Origin of the sequence: Rhodoferax sp., assembly GCF_010365055.1 — a bacterium.
In the GTDB taxonomy this organism is placed as follows: Bacteria; Pseudomonadota; Gammaproteobacteria; order Burkholderiales; family Burkholderiaceae_C; genus Rhodoferax.
Genome location: NZ_JAAFHA010000002.1, coordinates 22,705 through 41,026, shown reverse-complemented (window position 1 = coordinate 41,026; position 18,322 = coordinate 22,705). Strand labels below are relative to the sequence as shown.

18 protein-coding genes are annotated in these 18,322 nt (G+C 62.3%); 12 read left to right on the top strand and 6 right to left on the bottom strand.

All coding sequences use genetic code 11. From position 1 onward, the window contains the following. Positions 1-159 precede the first annotated feature (159 nt). The 3 genes from dxs to xseB form a co-directional block, all read right to left on the bottom strand. A complete protein-coding gene (dxs, locus tag GZ093_RS00805; protein WP_296480708.1) occupies positions 160-2,058 on the bottom strand; it encodes a 1-deoxy-D-xylulose-5-phosphate synthase in 1,899 nt (632 codons plus the stop codon). 74 nt (positions 2,059-2,132) lie between these two features. Further along, the gene (locus GZ093_RS00800) at positions 2,133-3,098 is read right to left on the bottom strand and encodes a polyprenyl synthetase family protein (RefSeq protein ID WP_296480704.1); all 966 of its coding nucleotides are present in this window, start codon (positions 3,096-3,098) and stop codon (positions 2,133-2,135) included. Further along, positions 3,083-3,319 (bottom strand): exodeoxyribonuclease VII small subunit, encoded by a 237-nt coding sequence (gene xseB / locus GZ093_RS00795; RefSeq protein ID WP_296480700.1) that lies wholly within the window; start codon positions 3,317-3,319, stop codon positions 3,083-3,085. Before xseB ends, GZ093_RS00800 begins: the two co-directional genes overlap by 16 nt. Positions 3,320-3,554: 235 nt before the next feature. Between xseB and GZ093_RS00790 the strand changes: the two genes are divergently transcribed. The 10 genes from GZ093_RS00790 (at position 3,555) to GZ093_RS00745 (ending at position 13,916) form a co-directional block, all read left to right on the top strand. Then, positions 3,555-4,712, top strand: coding sequence for an aromatic ring-hydroxylating dioxygenase subunit alpha (locus GZ093_RS00790; RefSeq protein ID WP_296480697.1), 1,158 nt, complete (start codon positions 3,555-3,557; stop codon positions 4,710-4,712). Between the two features lie 74 nt (positions 4,713-4,786). Continuing rightward, the gene (locus GZ093_RS00785; RefSeq protein WP_296480694.1) at positions 4,787-5,674 is read left to right on the top strand and encodes a DMT family transporter; all 888 of its coding nucleotides are present in this window, start codon (positions 4,787-4,789) and stop codon (positions 5,672-5,674) included. Positions 5,675-5,804: 130 nt separating this feature from the next. Beyond that, a complete protein-coding gene (locus GZ093_RS00780; protein WP_296480691.1) occupies positions 5,805-6,674 on the top strand; it encodes a sulfurtransferase in 870 nt (289 codons plus the stop codon). A 213-nt stretch (positions 6,675-6,887) separates the two neighbouring features. Next, a complete protein-coding gene (locus GZ093_RS00775; protein ID WP_296480688.1) occupies positions 6,888-8,084 on the top strand; it encodes a GGDEF domain-containing protein in 1,197 nt (398 codons plus the stop codon). Between the two features lie 53 nt (positions 8,085-8,137). Further along, positions 8,138-9,052, top strand: a complete 915-nt coding sequence (gene ybiB / locus GZ093_RS00770) for a DNA-binding protein YbiB (RefSeq protein WP_296480685.1) — start codon at positions 8,138-8,140, stop codon at positions 9,050-9,052. After that, positions 9,049-9,915: a uroporphyrinogen-III C-methyltransferase gene (gene cobA, locus GZ093_RS00765; protein WP_296480683.1), complete on the top strand. Its 867-nt coding sequence runs from the start codon at positions 9,049-9,051 to the stop codon at positions 9,913-9,915. Before ybiB ends, cobA begins: the two co-directional genes overlap by 4 nt. A gap of 54 nt (positions 9,916-9,969) precedes the next feature. Continuing rightward, a complete protein-coding gene (locus tag GZ093_RS00760) occupies positions 9,970-11,223 on the top strand; it encodes an NAD(P)/FAD-dependent oxidoreductase (protein WP_296480877.1) in 1,254 nt (417 codons plus the stop codon). Positions 11,224-11,330: 107 nt separating this feature from the next. Then, the gene (locus GZ093_RS00755) at positions 11,331-12,899 is read left to right on the top strand and encodes a PAS domain-containing methyl-accepting chemotaxis protein (protein WP_296480681.1); all 1,569 of its coding nucleotides are present in this window, start codon (positions 11,331-11,333) and stop codon (positions 12,897-12,899) included. A gap of 170 nt (positions 12,900-13,069) precedes the next feature. After that, the gene (gene rpsU / locus GZ093_RS00750; RefSeq protein WP_011465162.1) at positions 13,070-13,282 is read left to right on the top strand and encodes a 30S ribosomal protein S21; all 213 of its coding nucleotides are present in this window, start codon (positions 13,070-13,072) and stop codon (positions 13,280-13,282) included. Positions 13,283-13,469: 187 nt separating this feature from the next. After that, entirely contained in the window at positions 13,470-13,916 is a 447-nt protein-coding gene (locus GZ093_RS00745) for a GatB/YqeY domain-containing protein (protein ID WP_296480678.1), read from the top strand. A 17-nt stretch (positions 13,917-13,933) separates the two neighbouring features. On the opposite strand, the gene pmbA is transcribed toward GZ093_RS00745, so the two are convergent. Further along, the gene (gene pmbA, locus GZ093_RS00740; protein WP_296480672.1) at positions 13,934-15,340 is read right to left on the bottom strand and encodes a metalloprotease PmbA; all 1,407 of its coding nucleotides are present in this window, start codon (positions 15,338-15,340) and stop codon (positions 13,934-13,936) included. A 23-nt stretch (positions 15,341-15,363) separates the two neighbouring features. On the opposite strand from pmbA, the gene yjgA reads away from it, so the two are divergent. Together yjgA and mog are read left to right on the top strand one after the other, a co-directional pair. Continuing rightward, positions 15,364-15,978 (top strand): ribosome biogenesis factor YjgA, encoded by a 615-nt coding sequence (yjgA, locus tag GZ093_RS00735; RefSeq protein ID WP_296480669.1) that lies wholly within the window; start codon positions 15,364-15,366, stop codon positions 15,976-15,978. Beyond that, positions 15,975-16,580, top strand: a complete 606-nt coding sequence (gene mog, locus GZ093_RS00730; RefSeq protein ID WP_296480666.1) for a molybdopterin adenylyltransferase — start codon at positions 15,975-15,977, stop codon at positions 16,578-16,580. Before yjgA ends, mog begins: the two co-directional genes overlap by 4 nt. Positions 16,581-16,645: 65 nt before the next feature. Here mog and cysE read toward each other — a convergent pair whose 3' ends face one another. Both cysE and GZ093_RS00720 read right to left on the bottom strand, forming a co-directional pair. Continuing rightward, positions 16,646-17,419, bottom strand: coding sequence for a serine O-acetyltransferase (gene cysE / locus GZ093_RS00725; protein ID WP_296480663.1), 774 nt, complete (start codon positions 17,417-17,419; stop codon positions 16,646-16,648). 9 nt (positions 17,420-17,428) lie between these two features. Beyond that, positions 17,429-18,292 (bottom strand): RNA methyltransferase, encoded by an 864-nt coding sequence (locus GZ093_RS00720; protein WP_296480659.1) that lies wholly within the window; start codon positions 18,290-18,292, stop codon positions 17,429-17,431. Positions 18,293-18,322: the final 30 nt, after the last annotated feature.

The following is an 18,322-nucleotide window of genomic DNA, read 5'->3' as shown; positions in this document are numbered from 1 at the left end:
AATTGAAATTATCGCGATGCGGGTATGCATGGCAATGACCCATTACAGTCAACAGCTATTGTAGGAACATGCGTGACCAGAAATGGCAGGGGTTTCCCCTTGCGTGCATCAATTCACACGCGACTCGTTGGCGCGCAGCCGGCCAGCCGGCCGAGCGGGTCAGGCGACGGCTTTGAGCGCCGGGCGCGCCGGCAGCAGCAGCGGCCCAAAACGCTGGGCAACAGAGGCCTGAATACCGACCGCGTCGAGCCCCTGCAGCGCCAGCAGTTTGGCCGGGTCGCCATGTTCAATGAACTCATCGCGCAGGCCCAGTTGCAGCACAGGCTTGATAACGCCCGCTGCGTGCAGGGCTTCGAGCACCGCACTGCCAGCGCCACCCATGATGGCGCCCTCTTCCACTGTCACCAGCGCGTCATGGCCGGCGGCCACCTGTAGCAGCAACGCCACATCCAGCGGTTTGGCCCAGCGCATGTTGACCACCGTGGCGTTGAGCTTTTCAGCCGCCTGCAACGCCGGGTACAGGAGCGTGCCAAAGGCCAAAATAGCGACACCGCTGCCCATGCGCCGGATTTCACCTTGGCCAAACGGCAAGGGGTCCAAGCCCGCCTGGACGGCTGTACCGGCACCGGCACCGCGCGGATAACGCACGGCTACCGGGCTATTCTGCGAAAACGCAGTGCTGAGCAACTGCCGGCATTCGTTCTCATCGGCCGGACAGGCCACGCTGACGTTGGGAATGCAGCGCAAAAATGGGATGTCATAAGCGCCGGCATGGGTGGCCCCATCGGCCCCCACCAGGCCAGCGCGATCCAGCGCAAAGACCACTGGCAGGTTTTGAATCGCCACGTCGTGGATCAGCTGGTCGTAGCCGCGCTGCAAAAAGGTGGAATAAATCGCCACCACCGGCTTCAAACCCTCACAGGCCAGTCCCGCGGCAAAGGTCACCGCATGCTGCTCGGCAATGCCCACGTCAAAGAAACGCTGCGGAAATCGCTGCTCAAACTCCACCATACCGGAACCCTCGCGCATGGCGGGCGTGATGCCCACCAGCCGCGAATCAAAGGCCGCCATGTCGCACAGCCACTGACCAAACACCTGGGTGAAGGTTTGCTTCGGGCTGGTAGCAGGCGCCTGCAGACCAACCGCCGGGTCAAACTTGCCGGGGCCGTGGTAGGCCACCGGGTCGGCTTCGGCCAGCTTGTAGCCCTGCCCTTTTTTGGTCACCACATGCAAAAACTGCGGACCTTTGAGGTGCTTGATGTTCTCCAGCGTGGGGACCAAGGCGTCGAGGTCATGGCCATCGATCGGGCCGATGTAATTGAAGCCAAATTTCTCGAACAGGGTCGCTGGCACCACCATGCCTTTGGCGCTTTCTTCCAGGCGCTTGGCCAGCTCAAACAGCGGCGGCGCCCCTTTGAGTACGGTCTTGCCCACATTTTTGGCGGCAGCATAAAACTGGCCGCTCATGAGCTTGGCCAGGTGCCTGTTGAGCGCGCCCACCGGTGGGCTGATGCTCATGTCGTTGTCGTTCAGGATGACCAGCAAGTTGCAGTCGGCGACCCCGGCGTTGTTGAGCGCTTCAAACGCCATACCGGCGGTCAGCGCGCCGTCGCCAATCACGGCAATGGCGTGGCGATCTTCACCCTTTATTTTGGCCGCCAGCGCCATGCCCAAAGCGGCTGATATCGACGTGCTGGAATGCGCGGTGCCAAAGTCGTCGTATTCACTCTCACCGCGCTGCGGGAAACCACTCAAACCACCGAACTGACGCAGCGTGGCCATGCGCTCGCGCCGACCGGTCAAAATTTTGTGGGGGTAGGTCTGGTGGCCCACATCCCACACCACCCGGTCATGCGGCGTGTTGAACACATAGTGCAACGCCACTGTCAGCTCAACCGTGCCCAGGTTGGAGCTCAGGTGCCCCCCGGTTTTGGCAACGCTGTCAAGCAAGTAAGCCCGCAACTCGTCGGCCAGCGCGCCCAACTGTGCGCGCGGCACGAGCCGCAGGTCAGCGGGGTCATTGATGGTGTGCAGCAAGGGATACGAATTATGTGACATATGCTCTGTTTTTAATAGCTATTAGCGCTTATTACATAAGGGCCAGGGGCTAATTTACCTAATATTTATTATAATCAACACGATCGGTTGACCAGCCGCTGGGCCAGACCCTGCAGTGCCTGCGTCTCAGGCAAGCCACTGCGGGCCAGCGCCGCCAGCGCCTGGGCCAGCAACTCCTGGGCATAAACGCCAGCACGCTCCAAGCCCAACAGTGACACAAAGGTCGGCTTGTCCTGATCGGCGTCCTTGCCGGCCGTTTTGCCCAGCGTTGCCGAGTCGGCGGTCACATCGAGCATGTCGTCCACCACCTGAAACGCCAGGCCGATCGCGGCGCCATACGACATCAGCGCGTCCTTGGCCTGGCTTGATACATCGCCGCACGCAGCGCCCATCATCACGCTGGCCTGCAACAAGGCACCGGTCTTGAGGCGGTGCATCTGGCGCAACTGGCGCTCCGTGAGTGCCACGCCGACGCTGGCCAGATCAATCGCCTGGCCACCGGCCATGCCAGAGCTGCCTGCCGCGCGCGCCAGCAAACGGCACAGGGCGGCCTGCTGGCGGTCCGGGATGGCGTCATCGTCAGGCGTCAACAACTCAAAGGCCATCGCCTGCAAGGCGTCTCCGGCGAGCAGGGCGCTGGCCTCGCCAAATTTGACGTGCACCGTGGCTTTGCCCCGGCGCAACACATCGTTGTCCATGCACGGCAGGTCGTCATGCACCAGCGAATAGGCGTGAATCAGTTCCACCGCACAGGCGGCGCGCAGTGCCACTTCAGGCGTGCTCGTGGCGTCCGATCGCTCGCCACTGGCCGACTGCGCCGCTTGCGCCGCCGCCAGTACCAGCAAGGGACGCAGACGTTTGCCGCCGTCCAGCACCGCGTAGCGCATGGCGGCAATGAGCTCAGCCGGGGCGCCACCTTCGGCATCAGTGGCGGCATCGGCGCTGACCCAGCGCTCCAGCGCCTGCTCAACGCGCTGCAGATGCGCCGCGCTCCAGACGCCCAGGTCAAAGGTGGCGCGGCCGCTCACTCGGGCGTCCATGATTTAAGCGTGCCTTGATCAAGTACCTTGATCTGGCTTTCAACCGCTTCCAGCCGGTCCCGGCAAAACTTGAGCAACTCGGCGCCGCGCTGGTACTGGCTCAACAGCTGGTCCAGCGGCAATTCGCCCGACTCCAGCCGGGCCACCAGCTGCTCCAGTTCTTGCTGGGCGGCCTCAAAACTGGCCGGGGCACTTGAAACGGGTTTGGGAGTCGACGCCATGAGGTCAGGGTAATTTCGTAGATAAAACGACCGATTTTAGGCGTTTGGCCGTTGTGGGGGCTTCCCATGCCGACAAAACCGCTCAGACAAGACTCTAAAACCGCGCTGAGCGGTCCGGCCATGGCCGGTCAAAAATTGCTCGGCAGGTACAATTTGTATTCTCAACCGGCCCTTGCCGGTTTATTTTTACCGCGCTTTGGCGCATCTCCCTGTGGGGAGTCTTTAGGTCCGACGGATGTCTGATTTAAGTCTTCAACTGCAGCAGGCCACCGGCCAACTACCAGTTTCAAGCTACTTTGACGAAGCGCTGTACCAGCGCGAACTGCAAACCTTGTTCCAGCCGGGCCCACGCTATGTCGGGCACCGGCTGAGTGTGCCCGAGGTGGGCGACTATGCCACGCTGGCGCACGAGGGGCAGGGGCGTGCCCTGATCCACACGCCGCAAGGCATTGAGCTCATTTCCAACGTCTGCCGACATCGGCAGGCCGTGATGCTGCAAGGGCGCGGTTCGGTGGACGTGACGCATCCGGGTGCAGCCGCCGGCAACATCGTGTGTCCCTTGCACCGTTGGACCTACAGCGCCAGCGGCGCACAACCGGCCGGCACGTTGCTGGGCGCGCCGCACTTCCCGCACGACCCGTGCCTGAACCTGAACAACTACCCGCTCAAAGAATGGAACGGTCTGCTGTTTGAAGACAACGGCCGCGACATTGCTGCCGACCTGGCCGGCATGGGCCCGCGCGCCGACCTGGACTTCGCGGGTTTTGTGCTCGACAAAGTGGAGTTGCACGAGTGCAACTACAACTGGAAAACCTTCATCGAGGTCTATCTGGAGGACTACCACGTTGGCCCGTTCCACCCCGGTCTGGGTGGTTTTGTCACCTGCGATGACTTGCGCTGGGAGTTCAAGGAAAACTACTCGGTGCAGACCGTCGGCCTGGGCGCCGGCGTGACCACCCCGCGCAGCAAGGCCGGCAGCCCGGTCTACCAGCGCTGGCAAGATGCCCTCAACGCCTACCGCAACGGCGCGCTGCCCAAACAAGGCGCGATCTGGCTCACCTACTACCCGCACATCATGGTCGAGTGGTATCCGCATGTGCTGACGGTCTCGACCCTGCACCCGATGGGGGTCGGCAAGACCCTGAACAAGGTCGAGTTCTATTACCCGGAAGAAATCCAGGCCTTTGAGCGCGAGTTTGTCGAGGCGCAGCAGGCCGCCTACATGGAAACCTGCCTGGAAGACGACGAGATTGGCGAACGCATGGACGCTGGCCGGCGGGCCCTGATGCAGCGCGGCGACAACGAGGTTGGTCCGTACCAGAGCCCGATGGAAGACGGCATGCAGCAGTTCCACGACTGGTACCGGCGTCGCATGAGCGCTCAGCCTGATTAGATAGTTACTATTATTTTTATAGCTACTTGCGCCCATTACACGGGGGCTAGAGCCCTATTTTAAAACATCACGCTATGCAAGCACTCTGGATGATTTGGGGGTCGTTCTTTTTTGCCACCATGGCGGTGGGCATCAAGATCGCATCAAATGACTTCAACCTGTTTGAACTGGTGTTTTACCGCGGCGTCGTGAGCGTAGTTTTCATGGCGCTGGTGATGCGGGCGCGTGGCACGCCACTGCGCACGCCGGTACCGATGATGCACGCCTGGCGCAGCTTCATTGGGGTGTTGTCGCTGGGCGCCTGGTTTTATGCCATCGCGCACCTGCCGCTGGCCACCGCCATGACGCTCAACTACATGAGCGGGGTCTGGGTAGCGGCGTTCATTGTGGGTGGCGCACTGCTGTACGGCCAGGCGCAGCGCCAGGGGTCTCTCATGGCGACCGTGCTGTTGGGATTCGTCGGCGTCGTGATGATGCTCAGGCCCACGCTGGATCAAAACCAGTTGTTTGCCGGCTTGATTGGCCTGCTCTCGGGGCTCGGTGCTGCGCTGGCTTACATGCAAGTCACGGCGCTCGGCAAAATCGGCGAACCGGAGGGGCGCACGGTGTTCTATTTTTCCCTCGGCTCGGCCCTGGTGGGCCTGGTCGGCATCGCCTTCACAGGACTGACCCCCTGGACGGCGGTGCGTTGGCAAAGCACCATCTGGCTGATCCCGATTGGCGTGCTCGGTGCCCTGGGCCAGTGGTGCATGACACGCGCTTACAGCCGCGGCTCGACGCTGCTGGTGGCGAATTTGCAGTATTCCGGCATTGTGTTCGGCGCCTTCTACAGCCTGGTGCTGTTTGGTGACCAGATCCCGTTGTTGGGCTGGGCCGGCATGGGCGTGATCGTGGCCAGCGGCCTGCTCGCCACCATGCTGCGTACCCGGACTCTGCCCAACACACCGGCCGAAGAACATTGAAACCTTGCGGGACAGACCGCAGCCACACGAAGTGGGCCAGCTCTGTCCCCAACCAAATTGAAATCTTGTGGGACAGACCGCCGTTACACGAAGTGAACAAGCTCTGTCCCCAACTATTTAGGATTGACCCATGTACCAGACCCTGATCTCCGTCCCCCAACTGCAGACCTTGCTGGCCAGCGGACAGCCGGCGATGGTGTTTGACTGCAGCTTTGAGCTGATGCAGCCTGAGGCGGGCGATGCCCAGTACAGCCAGGCGCACATCCCGGGTGCCGTGCGCGCTGACCTGGACCGGCACTTGAGTGCCAAGGGCGCAGCGGACGCGGCCTCGGGCGGGCGCCATCCGCTGCCCTCACGTGAAAGCTTTGCCGCCTGGCTCGGCAGCATCGGCTTTGACAACGGCATGCAGGCCGTGGTCTACGACCGCCAGGGCGTCAATTACTGCGGGCGCTTGTGGTGGCTGCTGAAATGGGTAGGGCAGGACAACGTGGCGGTGCTCGATGGCGGCTGGCAGGCGTGGCAAGCCAGTGGCGGCGGCGCGCAGAGCGGCCCCTGCGAGCGGTCCGAGGCCAAAACACTTAGATCAAATTACGCCCCAGCCCCCGCCAACACCACGTTAGTAACTACCGAAACAGTAGCAAAACAATTGGGACGACCGACGCAAACCGTCATCGATGCGCGCGGCGCACCGCGCTTTCGCGGTGAAGTCGAGCCGCTCGACCCGGTGGCCGGCCACATCCCCGGCGCCCTGAACCGGCCCTTCAGCCTCAACCTGGACGCCAACGGGCACTTCAAGCGGGCAGATCAGCTGCGTGCCGAGTTTGAAGCCCTGCTCGCCGGTCGCGACCCGGCGACGGTGGTGCACCACTGTGGCAGCGGCGTGAGCGCCGTGCCCAACCTCCTTGCGATGGAAGTCGCGGGGCTGGGCCGCAGCGCGCTCTATGCGGGCAGCTGGAGCGAATGGTGCAGTGACCCGGCGCGGCCTTGCGCCCAGGGTTGACCCAGGATCACGCGTTGCACGGCGCCTGACGGCCCGCACGCACAGTGCACCGCCGACGCGCTAGCACCGGGAGCGGTCCTTGCACGCACCGTGCAACTCTGGGGTCGGCGTGCGCGCCATGTCTGAATCGGAGACTAAATTTATTTCCATTTGATACTTCGCATGGCGCAGTGACGCAACGGTCGGAAAATCTGGCGGTCGCTGTGACCCTCGATGAAACCCTCTCCCGCCCCTTCAAAACTCCTGTGGCTGGCTTTGCTCGCCCTGATATTGGTGTTGACGTCTGAAACAGCGGCCTGGTGGTGGGACAGCCAAATTCGCGGCGCCACGTCCCCGCATGGCCTGAGTTGGCTTGGGCTGGTCGCCGGGTTGTTCGCCTTGGGCGTCGCTGCCTGGCTGTGGCTTGCCCTCGCGCGGGCCAGGCATGCAACACGACAGGTCAGCCAATTGCTGGCCTCCAGCCTGGACACGCTGGACGTCGGACTGGAAATCTGGGACGAGCGTGATCGCATCGTGCTGTACAACAAGAAGATCAACAAAATTTACCCTAAATTTCATACGCCGGCAGACATCGGACAAAGCTTCGAGGCCCTGATCCGCGCCAAGCTGAAACGACAGGCGATACCGGCGGCCATCGGGCGTGAGCAAGCGTGGCTGGCGCAGCGCCTGGCATCGCGTGGGACGCACCAGGCGCACGAGTTGAAAGAGCTGGGGGACAACCGCTGGGTCGATTACTGCGAAACCCGCACGCCCGAAGGCTACTTGGTGGCCGCGTGGGTCGATGTCACCGAACTGGTGCGCAGAGAAAAGGTACTGGAGGCCAGCAACCAGCGCTTGTCCCAGCAGACCCATATGGATGAGTTGACCAGCCTGGCCAATCGCCGGCGTTTTTACCAGGCCCTGACCAACGAATGGCAGCGCGCCGCTCGCAGCGCGCTGCCATTGAGCCTCTTGATGGTGGATATTGATCACTTCAAGAATTACAACGACAACTATGGACACCTGGCCGGCGATGAATGCCTGCGGCGGGTGGCCAGCGTGCTGAGCCGGTGCGTGCGACGCGCCGGCGAGCTGGTCGCGCGCTATGGCGGTGAGGAGTTTGTGCTGTTGCTGCCCGGCGCCGACAGGGCCCATGCGTGCGAGGTGGCCCAAATGTGCCTGGACCTGATGCACGAGGAGGCCGTGGCGCATGCCGCCTCGCCCACGGCGGCGCAACTGACCTTGAGCATTGGCGTGGCATGCGCGCTGCCCAACGCCCTGCTGGACGACCCCACCAGCTTGGTCAATGCCGCCGACGCCGCCATGTACCGTGCCAAGTCCAGCGGACGGGCGCACTTTGAGGTCGCCGGCCAGTCCGACTGGGAGATCGACAAGGATACCCCTCGAACCCGGCCATCCCCCTTGAGCTGACAGCGGCATAAGCTCATAGCCCAAAGTAGGCATGATTCACAGACAATCAGCCGATGGGCATTGGCAACTTCATCAAGATCATTGGGCGTGGCAAGGACGGCGCGCGCGCACTCACGCGTGAGCAGGCGGCAGATCTGTTTGGCCAGGTGCTCGACGGAGCCGTCACCGAGCTGGAAATTGGCGCGTTTTGCCTGGCCATGCGCATCAAGGGCGAAACGCCGCAGGAGATGGCGGGCTTTCTGGACGCCACCGCCGCCCGGCTGCAGCCAATTCCCAGCCACGGCCGCACGGTCGTGGTGCTGCCGAGCTACAACGGTGCGCGCAAGCTGCCGGTGCTCACGCCCTTGCTGGCGCTGCTGCTGGCACGCGAGGGCCTGCCCGTGGTGATGCACGGTGCCAGCACCGAGAGCACCCGGGTTTCAGCACAAAATGTACTCGCAGCCCTTGCGGTGCCTACAAAAGAAGCTATTGATTCAATAGCAGATGGCGAATTGCAGTTTATCCCGACCGCGCTCTTGTGCCCCGGCCTGCAGCGCCTGCTGGACGTGCGCCGCGTCGTGGGCTTGCGCAACCCGGCGCACAGTCTGGTCAAGCTGATGAACCCCTGCGACGGCCCGGCGCTGATCGTCAGCAGCTACACCCATCCCGAGTACGCAGCGGCCATGACAGCCACGTTTCAACTGGTGCAGGCCCAGGCCCTGCTGCTGCGCGGCACCGAGGGCGAGCCGGTCGCCGACCCCCGGCGCACACCGGCCATGGACGCCATCGCCCGCGGCCAGGTCACGCGGGTGCAAGAGGCGCAAGGCGGCACACTGGCCAGCGTTCCCGGCCTGCCAGCGCCTGACGTGGCCAGCACTGCCGCATGGATACAAGCGGTGCTGGACGGTGAGCAACCGGTGCCAACGCCGATCGCCCTGCAGGTGGCACACATCGTGCGTCTAGTGGAAGCAACGAGGACGACTGCATGACACACACCCCAACGCCGCCACCCAGCCCTGGCAAGCCCGACTTGCCAACCCACAGCGACCATCAACTGTCGGCAACCGACTTCAGCGCCCTGTCGGGTGCGGGCCGCTGCACGCTGGTCGGCGCTGGCCCGGGCGATCCCGAGTTGCTGACCGTCAAGGCTTTGAAAGCGATTCAGGCCGCCACCTTGCTGCTGGTGGATGACCTGGTGAGCGACGCGATCGTGGCGCTGGCCACACCGGGCGCCCGCGTCGTGCACGTCGGCAAACGCGGGGGTTGCCAGTCCACGCCGCAGGCCTTTATTGAAAAACTCACGATCATGGCGGTGCGCGAGGGCGAAACCGTGGTGCGCCTCAAGGGCGGCGACCCGTTTGTCTTTGGCCGTGGCGGCGAAGAGATGGAGCACCTGCAGGCCGCAGGCGTCCGGGTTGACGTCGTCAACGGCATCACGGCCGGTCTGGCCGCCGCGACCTCGCTGGGTGTGCCGCTGACCCACCGCGAACATGCACACGGCGTGGTGTTCATCACCGGGCACGCCAAGCCGGGTGACAGCGGCACCGACTGGCGCGCGCTCGCCGCCACGGCGCACAGCGCCCGCCTGACCCTGGTCATTTACATGGGCGTCAGCGGTGCCCGGCGCATTCAGGACGAGTTGCTCAGCGGCCTGCCCGCCCAAACGCCCGTGGCCGTGATCCAGAACGCCAGTTTGCCCGGCCAGCGCCAAGCCGTCTGCACCCTGGGCGAACTGCAGTGCACCCTTGAGCGGGAAGATCTGGCAAGTCCCAGCGTGATTGTGGTGGGCGACGTGCTGCAGGGGCTGCTGGCACTGCAGCAGCCGCTGTCACAACAGTCTTTGCGGGCTTGACCCGGGAAGCCACGGCGGGCAGCTCACCGCACCCGACCCTGGGCGGCGCCTACACTGCGGCCCATGCAAAATTTTGACGTCGTGGTGGTGGGCGCTGGCGCCGCAGGCCTGTTCTGTGCTGGCGTGGCGGGCCAACTGGGCCTCAAGGTGCTGGTGATCGACCACAGTGACAAAGTCGCCGAAAAAATCCGCATCTCCGGCGGTGGACGCTGCAACTTCACCAACCGCGACACCACCCCAGCCAACTTTCTGAGCAACAACCCGAATTTTTGCCGCTCGGCCCTCTCAAGCTACACGCCACGCCAGTTCACCGACTTGCTGCAGCGCCATGGCATCGCCTTCCATGAAAAGCACAAGGGACAGCTGTTTTGCGACCGGTCGTCCGAGGACATCATCCAGATGTTGCTGGCCGAGTGCGACGCCGGTCACGTCACGCGCTGGCAGCCCTGCAGTTTAAAAAATATAGTGTTTTCAGCCTCTAGCCCTGATGCATCAAGCATAAGTAGCTATGAAATAGAGAGTGACCGGGGCACCATCCGGTGTGCTGCGGTCGTCATCGCCACCGGCGGCCTGTCGATTCCCAAAATTGGCGCCACCGATCTGGGCTACCGCATCGCCCGCCAGTTTGGTCTGCGCCTGATCGAGCCGCGTCCCGCCCTGGTGCCGCTGACTTTTGACGGTGAAGCCTGGGCCCCCTACGCCGCCCTGTCCGGCCTGTCGCTGCCGGTACAAATAGAAACTGGCAGCAAGAAAACAAAAATCAGTTTCCTGGAAGACCTGTTGTTCACGCACCGCGGCCTGAGCGGTCCGGCCGTGCTTCAGATTTCGAGCTACTGGCAGACTGGCATGCCGATCCGGATCAACCTGGCACCCGGCACCGAGGTGCTGCAGGCGCTCATGCACGCCAAGGCCAGCTCGCGCAAACTGATCGCCAATGAGCTGGCCCATCTGGTGCCCTCGCGTCTGGCCGACGCCTGGGTGCAAGCGGGCGCCAGCGCCGGCCACGACGGGCAACGTCCGATCAACGAGGCCAGCGACAAGGCGCTGGCAGCCCTGGCCGAGCGCCTCACACGCTGGGAACTCACCCCGACCGGCACCGAAGCCTATAAAAAGGCCGAGGTCACCGCAGGCGGCGTGGACACCCGGGATTTGTCCTCGCAAACGATGGAGTCGAAGCAACCCGGCCTGTATTTCATCGGCGAAGTGGTGGACGTGACCGGCTGGCTGGGCGGCTACAACTTCCAGTGGGCCTGGGCCAGCGCCTTTGCCTGCGCGCAAGGTCTGGCCGCCAAGCTGCTGGAACATTGACACAGATCAACCAACTTCCTTGAAGCAGTACGGTAAATGCTTCTTTCTTTGAGACTATGCAACAAACGGTAACAATTTAACGATCCATCCCCTGGGCAGAACACCTGATGCGCAACAACCAACCCGTCACGCAACGCGAGTACATCCTGCGCGACAACCAGTCGCCGATTTCACGCACCGACGCCAAGGGCCGCATCACCTTTGTCAATGCCGACTTTTGCGAGGCCAGTGGCTTCACTGAAGACGAGCTGATCGGAAAGGCGCACAACCTGGTGCGCCACCCCGACATGCCCGAAGAAGCCTTTGCCGACATGTGGCGCGACCTGCCCACCGGCAAGACCTGGACCGGTTTGGTGAAAAACCGCTGCAAGAACGGCGATTTCTACTGGGTACTGGCCAATGTGTCCCCGATGTGGCAGAACGGCCAGATTGTCGGCTACGCCTCGGTGCGCATGAAGCCCGAGCGCGAGAGCCTGCCGCCGGTCGATGCCATCTACCGCCGTTTTCGCAACGGCCAGGCCAAAGGTTTGCGCATTGAGCACGGGCAAGTGGTGCGCAGCAGCTGGCCGGGTCAAATTGACCGTCTGCTGCACCCCGGCATTCGGGGCCGCCTGACGCTGCTGATGCTGCTGGCCGTCACCATCATTTGCGTCGTCGGCGCGCTTGGCATCGCGAACGTGCGTACGACCGACGAGAGCCTGCAAATTGTGCTCGCGATGTTGGCGGGCACGACAACCATGCTGGTGATCGGTTGGCGCTTGCAGCGCGGCATCACCGGCCCGATCAACGAGGCTGTGGCGATCGCCAAGCAAATTGCCGCCGGCTTCCTGGCCAACAAGATCGACCGTGCGGGCAGCGACGAAGTCGGTCAGTTGATGAACGCGCTGTACGCCATGCAAAAGGCGCTGGCCTCCATGGCCGAGACCATTCTCGTGAGCGCGCAGGCGGTCAGCGCTGAAGCGCAGGAAATCAGCCAAAGCAACGAAGCCCTGGCCGGGCGCACCGAGCAGCAGGCTTCTTCCTTGCAGGAAACAGCGTCCAACATGGAAGAAGTGTCAGTCACCGTCAAGAATAGCGTCGACAACGCCAGAACCGCCAACCAGCTGGTGCAGGACGCCGGCACCGTGGTCTCCCACGGCGGCACCGCCATTGGCAAGGTGGTCGGCACCATGGACACGATCGCCAGCAGTTCGCGCCGGATCACCGACATCATTGGCGTCATCGACGGCATCGCGTTCCAGACCAATATTCTGGCGCTCAATGCGGCCGTCGAGGCGGCAAGGGCCGGTGAGCAGGGCCGCGGTTTTGCGGTGGTCGCCAGCGAGGTGCGCTTGCTGGCCGGGCGCAGCGCGGCGGCGGCCAAGGAAATCAAAGGCCTGATCGAGGACTCGGTCCATCAGGTCGAAAACGGTCTGTCCCAGGTGACCGACGCACGCCACACCATCGACTCGTCGATTGAGGCGGTGCACCGGGTGGCGGCCTTGATGGCTGATATCCTGAATGCCTCGGGCGAGCAAGGGATCGCCATCAACCGGGTGGCACAGTTGGTCGTGCAGATTGACGAGGCCACCCAGCAAAACGTGCCGATGGCTGAGAGCGCCGCAACCTCGGCACGCAGCCTGCAAGAGCAGGGCCGCGGCCTGGTGCGCACCGCCGGGGTTTTCCGCTTGCGCTGAAGACTGCTGCGCCGGGCTTGAAATCGCTCGCAACCCCGCTATAATCCTAGGCTTTGCTGGCAAACCCCCGCTGCCTGATCAACTTTAAAGCGGGGAACAAACGCACGACAACCGTCAAATGGCCCGATCTCCTTTGGCGCACGTCTGCATATTTTGGACAACTTCATTTAATGACAACCATCCGTGTAAAAGAGAACGAACCCTTTGACGTAGCGCTGCGTCGCTTCAAGCGCACCATTGAAAAACTCGGCCTTTTGACTGACTTGCGTGCTCGCGAGTTCTACGAAAAGCCCACCGCCGAGCGCAAGCGCAAGAAGGCAGCCGCCGTCAAACGCAACTACAAGCGCATTCGCGCCATGCAGTTGCCCAAGAAGATGTATTAAGCCAATACATTTTCAAATAAGGCTCGCCGGGGACGCTCAGGCGGGCTTTTTTTTGTGTTTTTTTTGGCATTGATTAAAGTCCTGTTTCGTTTCCAATTCGGTGCGAGACTAGGCGGACCATCGCAGACAGTGCTTTAGCACGGCAAGATGGGGCAACAACGTATCGAATCGAATTGGAGACGAAACCATGACACTCAAAGACCAAATCACCGAAGACATGAAAAACGCCATGCGCGCGCATGACAGCGAACGCTTGGGCACCATCCGTCTGCTGCTCGCAGCCTGCAAGCAAAAGGAAGTCGATGAACGCATCGTGCTCGATGACGCCGCCGTCATTGCCATCGTCGACAAGCTGATCAAGCAGCGCAACGATTCGGTGACTGCCTTTACTCAGGCCAAGCGCATGGACCTGGCTGACAAGGAAGCGGCCGAGATCAAGGTGCTGCAAGCCTACCTGCCCCAGCGTCTTTCGCTTGAGGAAGTGACGGCTGCAGTGCAGGCGATCGTCGCCCAGTTGGGTGCCACCGGCCCCGGCGACATGGGCAAGGTCATGGGTGCTGTCAAAGCGCAACTGGCCGGCAAGGCCGACATGGGACAAGTGTCTACGGCTGTCAAAGCCGCGCTGGCCGGCTAATTGCCCGGGCTGGCACTTCAGCTTCCTGCCAGCTTCATCCGGTTCACCAGCACGGAACCGATGGTTTTGGCGCCGTAGTTGTAGGTGTCCGCGCCCACGGCAGTGATGCCTTTGAGCATGGTTTTCATGTTGCCCGCGATGGTGATCTCGTGCACCGGATAGGCAATGCGGCCTTTTTCGACCCAGAAGCCACTGGCGCCGCGGGAATAGTCACCGGTCACATAGTTCACGCCACTGCCCATCAACTCGGTCACAAACAAGCCGGTGCCGAGCTTTTCAAGCATCGCCTCCAGATCATCCCCGGGGCGGGTCAGGCGCGAGGTCAAGCTCAGGTTGTGCGAGCCGCCTGCATTGCCGGTGGTCTTCATGCCGAGCTTACGGGCCGAATAGCTGCCCAGAAAATAACCCTGCACCCGCCCGGCTTCCACCACTTGGCGCGCCTTGACGCGTACGCCCTCGTCATCAAAGGGCGAGCTGCCTTTGCCACGTTTGACAAACGGGTCTTCCATGATGTCAATGTGTTTGGGCAGCACCTGCTTGCCCAGCGAGTCGAGCAAATAAGAACTCTTGCGGTAAAGCGCGCCGCCGCTGATGGCCTGGACAAAGCTGCCCAGCAGGCCGGCGGCCAGCGGTGACTCGAACAGGACCGGGCACTCGGTGGTGGCAATCTTGCGTGAATTCAAACGACTCAAAGCCCGCTCGGCGGCGTAGCGACCCACGTCCTCGGGCGAGGCCAGCTCGTCGGCATCGCGCTGCGAGCTGTACCAGGCATCGCGCTGCATGCCGCTGCCCTTGCCCGCTATCGGCGACACCGACAGCGAGTGGCGCGAACTGGCATAGCCGCCTCGAAAACCGTGGGTGTGCGCGCTGAAAAAATGCGATTGCTGCGCCGACACCGCGGCGCCCTCGCTGTTGGTGATGCGCCTGTCGGTCTTTAGCGCTTGCGCCTCGCAGGCCATGGCGATTGCGGCTGCCTGCTCACTGCTGATCACCCAAGGGAAGAACAAATCCAGGTCGGTGCGCTGCTCCGAAGGCTCGGCAATGTCTTGCGCATCGGGCAAGGCGGCAAACGGGTCTTCGGCCGTGAAACGCGCAATGTCGTACGCGGCCTGCACGGTTTGTTCGATCGCGGCTTGCGAGAAGTCAGAGGTGCTGGCGTTGCCCCGGCGCTGCCCCGCATAGACCGTGACGCCAAGCGATTTGTCGCGGTTGCGCTCCACGTTTTCAAGCTCGCCTTTGCGCACCGACACGCTCAGGCCGCAGCCTTCCGACGCTTCGGCGCCTGCGTCAGTGGCGCCGAGCTTCTTGGCGTGTGCCAGGGCGCTGTCGACCAGGCCTTCAAAAAAAGGACGGCTGTAGCTGAATCCCCTGTCAGGATTGAGTTGAGCGGGGGCGGCTGTCTGGGTGGTGTTGGGTTTCTTCATACGGACGGCTATGATACTTGGCTATGTCACGTAAACTAAAAAAAGGCTATTTCGTTCGCGGTGAGTTTGTCGCCGAAGGCAGCGAACGCGACCTCGAACTCAAGCGCGAACTCAAGGGCACCGACGATCAGAGCCGCACCGACCTCAAACGCGAAAGCCTTGAACTGCAAAAAGTCGGTGAAGACCTGCTGACGTTGCGTGCGGACCTGATGGCGCGGCTCGATTTGTCCGAAAAGCTCAAGGACGCGGTGGTCGAGGCCAAACGCATCACCAACTTTGAGGGCAAGCGCCGCCAGATGCAGTACATCGGCAAGATGATGCGCCGGCTCGACCCAGCCACGCTGGAGACGGTGCGCACCACCTTGCATGAGCAAGACAACGGTTCTGCCCAGGACAATCTCGTGCTGCACCTGGCCGAGACCTGGCGCGACCGGCTGGTGGCCGACGAGGACGCCTTTGGCGAGTGGATCAACCAATACCCCGGCACCGACAGCCAGCAACTGCGCGCCCTCGCCCGCCAGGCGCGCAAGGACGCCAAACCCGAGAAGCCCGGTGAGGCCCTGCGCCACGGCCGCGCCTACCGCGATATTTTTCTGATCGTGCGCGAGCAGCTCGGCCGGCCCCAGGAATCGGCATGAACGCGGCAGCTTCTTCGCCCTATGACGTCATCAAGATCGGCATCGTCTCCATCAGCGACCGCGCCAGCGGCGGTGTTTATGTCGACAAAGGCCTGCCCGCACTGCAAGACTGGTTGACCCGCGCCTTGAAGAACCCGCTGCAATTTGAGCCGCGCCTGATTCCTGATGAAGAAGCCACCATCAGCGCCACGCTGATTGAATTGGTGGATGCCGGCTGCGCCTTGGTATTGACCACCGGCGGCACCGGCCCGGCACTGCGCGACGTCACGCCCGAGGCAACGCTGGCCGTGGCGCACAAAGAAATGCCGGGCTTTGGCGAACAAATGCGCCAAATCAGCCTGCGTTTTGTGCCAACGGCCATTTTGTCGCGGCAAGTGGCGGTGATTCGCAAGCAAACCCTGATCATCAACCTGCCGGGTCAACCCAAGGCAATTGCGGAAACACTCGAAGGTCTGCGCGGCAGCGATGGCGCGCTTTTGATGGCCGGCATTTTTGCGGCTGTGCCCTATTGCATCGACCTGATTGGCGGGCCGTACCTGGAGACCGATGCAGCCGTGTGCCAGGCCTTTAGGCCCAAGGCAGCGATTCGCACATTTTCTTGATAAAAAAGCCTTCTAGCCCCCGTATATATTGCGCAGATAGCTATTTAATAAATAGCAGATAGAGTCTACTTGCCGACCAGCTGATTGAGTTTTTCCGCCTCAAAATGTTCGCTGACCGCAGCGTCGCCCGGCACCACACTGGCGTCATGGCGCTGCGCGCTCAGTTGCTCGATCGCCTTCCACAGCATTGAAATTTGATGCTCCTGCGTGGACGCGTTGTCGATCAGGCCGCGCATGGCCTGGCTCAAGGGATCGTCATTTTGCGTGACACCGTAAGCTGAAAAACCCATCTTGGAGGCGATCTCTTCACGCTTGACGTCGAGCTCGGCCTGAATGATGCGCGCCGGGTTGCCCACAGCCGTCGCACCCGCCGGCACCGGCTTGGTCACCACCGCGTTCGACCCCACTTTGGCGCCATCGCCGACCGTGAAGCCGCCCAGCACTTGCGCACCCGCGCCGACCACCACATTGCGCCCCAGCGTAGGATGGCGCTTGACGCCCTTGTAAAGCGAGGTGCCGCCCAGCGTGACGCCCTGGTAGATGGTGCAACCGTCGCCGATCTCGGCGGTCTCGCCCACCACCACGCCCATCGCGTGGTCAAAAAACACGCGCTCGCCAATCTTGGCGCCGGGGTGGATTTCAATGCCGGTCAAAAAGCGCGCGATGTGGGAGGTGAAGCGACCCAGCCACTTGAGTCCGTGTTGCCAGCACCAGTGCGCCAGCCGATGCAAAACCACGGCGTGCAAGCCCGGGTAGCAGGTGAGCACCTCCCAAGCGGTGCGCGCGGCCGGGTCGCGTTCAAGAATGCATTGAATGTCGGAGCGAAGTCGGGAAAACATGCCTCAAGTCTAGCCTTGGACGCAAGCCGTCGCAGGCGCCAGGGCGTCGGGCCGCGCCGCGTTCTGCAATATCGCTTTGGCAATGCCGCGCAGAATGTGAACCTCTTCCTGCGTGACACCGGCCCGGTTGAACAACTGATTGAGCCGCGGCATCAATTTTTTGGGCGCTTGCGGGTCCAGAAAGCCAATGGCCTGCAGCGACTGCTCCAGATGCCCGAGCATGCCCGCCACTTGGGCCGCGTCGGCCAGCACCGGCTCAAGGGTCGCCGCTTGAACCGCAAATGCACCCAAAGCCAGCCGCCATTCGTAGGCAATCACCTGCACCGCCGCCCCCAGATTGAGCGAACCAAATTGGGGGTCGCTCGGAATGCTCAGTGCCACGTGGCAGCGGTAGACATCTTCATTGCGCATGCCAAAGCGCTCGCAGCCAAACAGGAAGCCCATGCCACGCTGTGGCGGCGCGCCAGCGGATGCTTGATCAGTTTCAGCCGTGGCCGGCAGAATTTTATTCTTACAAGCTAAATCAGCCTCTAGCCCGCGTGCACTATGCGTGAGCAGCTCTTTTTTTATGAGTGATTCAAAATGCTCGCGCGGCGTCACCGTGGGCGGGCCAAAGTCACGTGGGGTCATGGCCGTGGCACACAAATGCGTCATGCCGTCCAGTGCCTCATCGAGCGTGGCCACGATGCGGGCGTTTTTCAATACATCCAGGGCGCCACTGGCGCGTTGAATGGTTTCTTCACGGTTGAGCACATTGGCCCAGCGCGGGGCCACCAGCACCATGTCAGAAAAACCCATGGTTTTCATGGCGCGGGCAGCAGCCCCGACATTGCCGGCGTGACTGGTGTTGATCAGGATGAAACGTGTTTGCATGGACTCGAAGGAAAGCAATGGACTGGGACG

Coding starts and splice junctions, on each gene's coding strand:
- dxs (WP_296480708.1), bottom strand. CDS start 2,058: ATGTCACATAATTCGTATCCCTTGCTGCACACCATCAATGACCCCGCT.
- GZ093_RS00800 (WP_296480704.1), bottom strand. CDS start 3,098: ATGGACGCCCGAGTGAGCGGCCGCGCCACCTTTGACCTGGGCGTCTGG.
- xseB (WP_296480700.1), bottom strand. CDS start 3,319: ATGGCGTCGACTCCCAAACCCGTTTCAAGTGCCCCGGCCAGTTTTGAG.
- GZ093_RS00790 (WP_296480697.1), top strand. CDS start 3,555: ATGTCTGATTTAAGTCTTCAACTGCAGCAGGCCACCGGCCAACTACCA.
- GZ093_RS00785 (WP_296480694.1), top strand. CDS start 4,787: ATGCAAGCACTCTGGATGATTTGGGGGTCGTTCTTTTTTGCCACCATG.
- GZ093_RS00780 (WP_296480691.1), top strand. CDS start 5,805: ATGTACCAGACCCTGATCTCCGTCCCCCAACTGCAGACCTTGCTGGCC.
- GZ093_RS00775 (WP_296480688.1), top strand. CDS start 6,888: ATGAAACCCTCTCCCGCCCCTTCAAAACTCCTGTGGCTGGCTTTGCTC.
- ybiB (WP_296480685.1), top strand. CDS start 8,138: ATGGGCATTGGCAACTTCATCAAGATCATTGGGCGTGGCAAGGACGGC.
- cobA (WP_296480683.1), top strand. CDS start 9,049: ATGACACACACCCCAACGCCGCCACCCAGCCCTGGCAAGCCCGACTTG.
- GZ093_RS00755 (WP_296480681.1), top strand. CDS start 11,331: ATGCGCAACAACCAACCCGTCACGCAACGCGAGTACATCCTGCGCGAC.
- rpsU (WP_011465162.1), top strand. CDS start 13,070: ATGACAACCATCCGTGTAAAAGAGAACGAACCCTTTGACGTAGCGCTG.
- GZ093_RS00745 (WP_296480678.1), top strand. CDS start 13,470: ATGACACTCAAAGACCAAATCACCGAAGACATGAAAAACGCCATGCGC.
- pmbA (WP_296480672.1), bottom strand. CDS start 15,340: ATGAAGAAACCCAACACCACCCAGACAGCCGCCCCCGCTCAACTCAAT.
- yjgA (WP_296480669.1), top strand. CDS start 15,364: ATGTCACGTAAACTAAAAAAAGGCTATTTCGTTCGCGGTGAGTTTGTC.
- mog (WP_296480666.1), top strand. CDS start 15,975: ATGAACGCGGCAGCTTCTTCGCCCTATGACGTCATCAAGATCGGCATC.
- cysE (WP_296480663.1), bottom strand. CDS start 17,419: ATGTTTTCCCGACTTCGCTCCGACATTCAATGCATTCTTGAACGCGAC.
- GZ093_RS00720 (WP_296480659.1), bottom strand. CDS start 18,292: ATGCAAACACGTTTCATCCTGATCAACACCAGTCACGCCGGCAATGTC.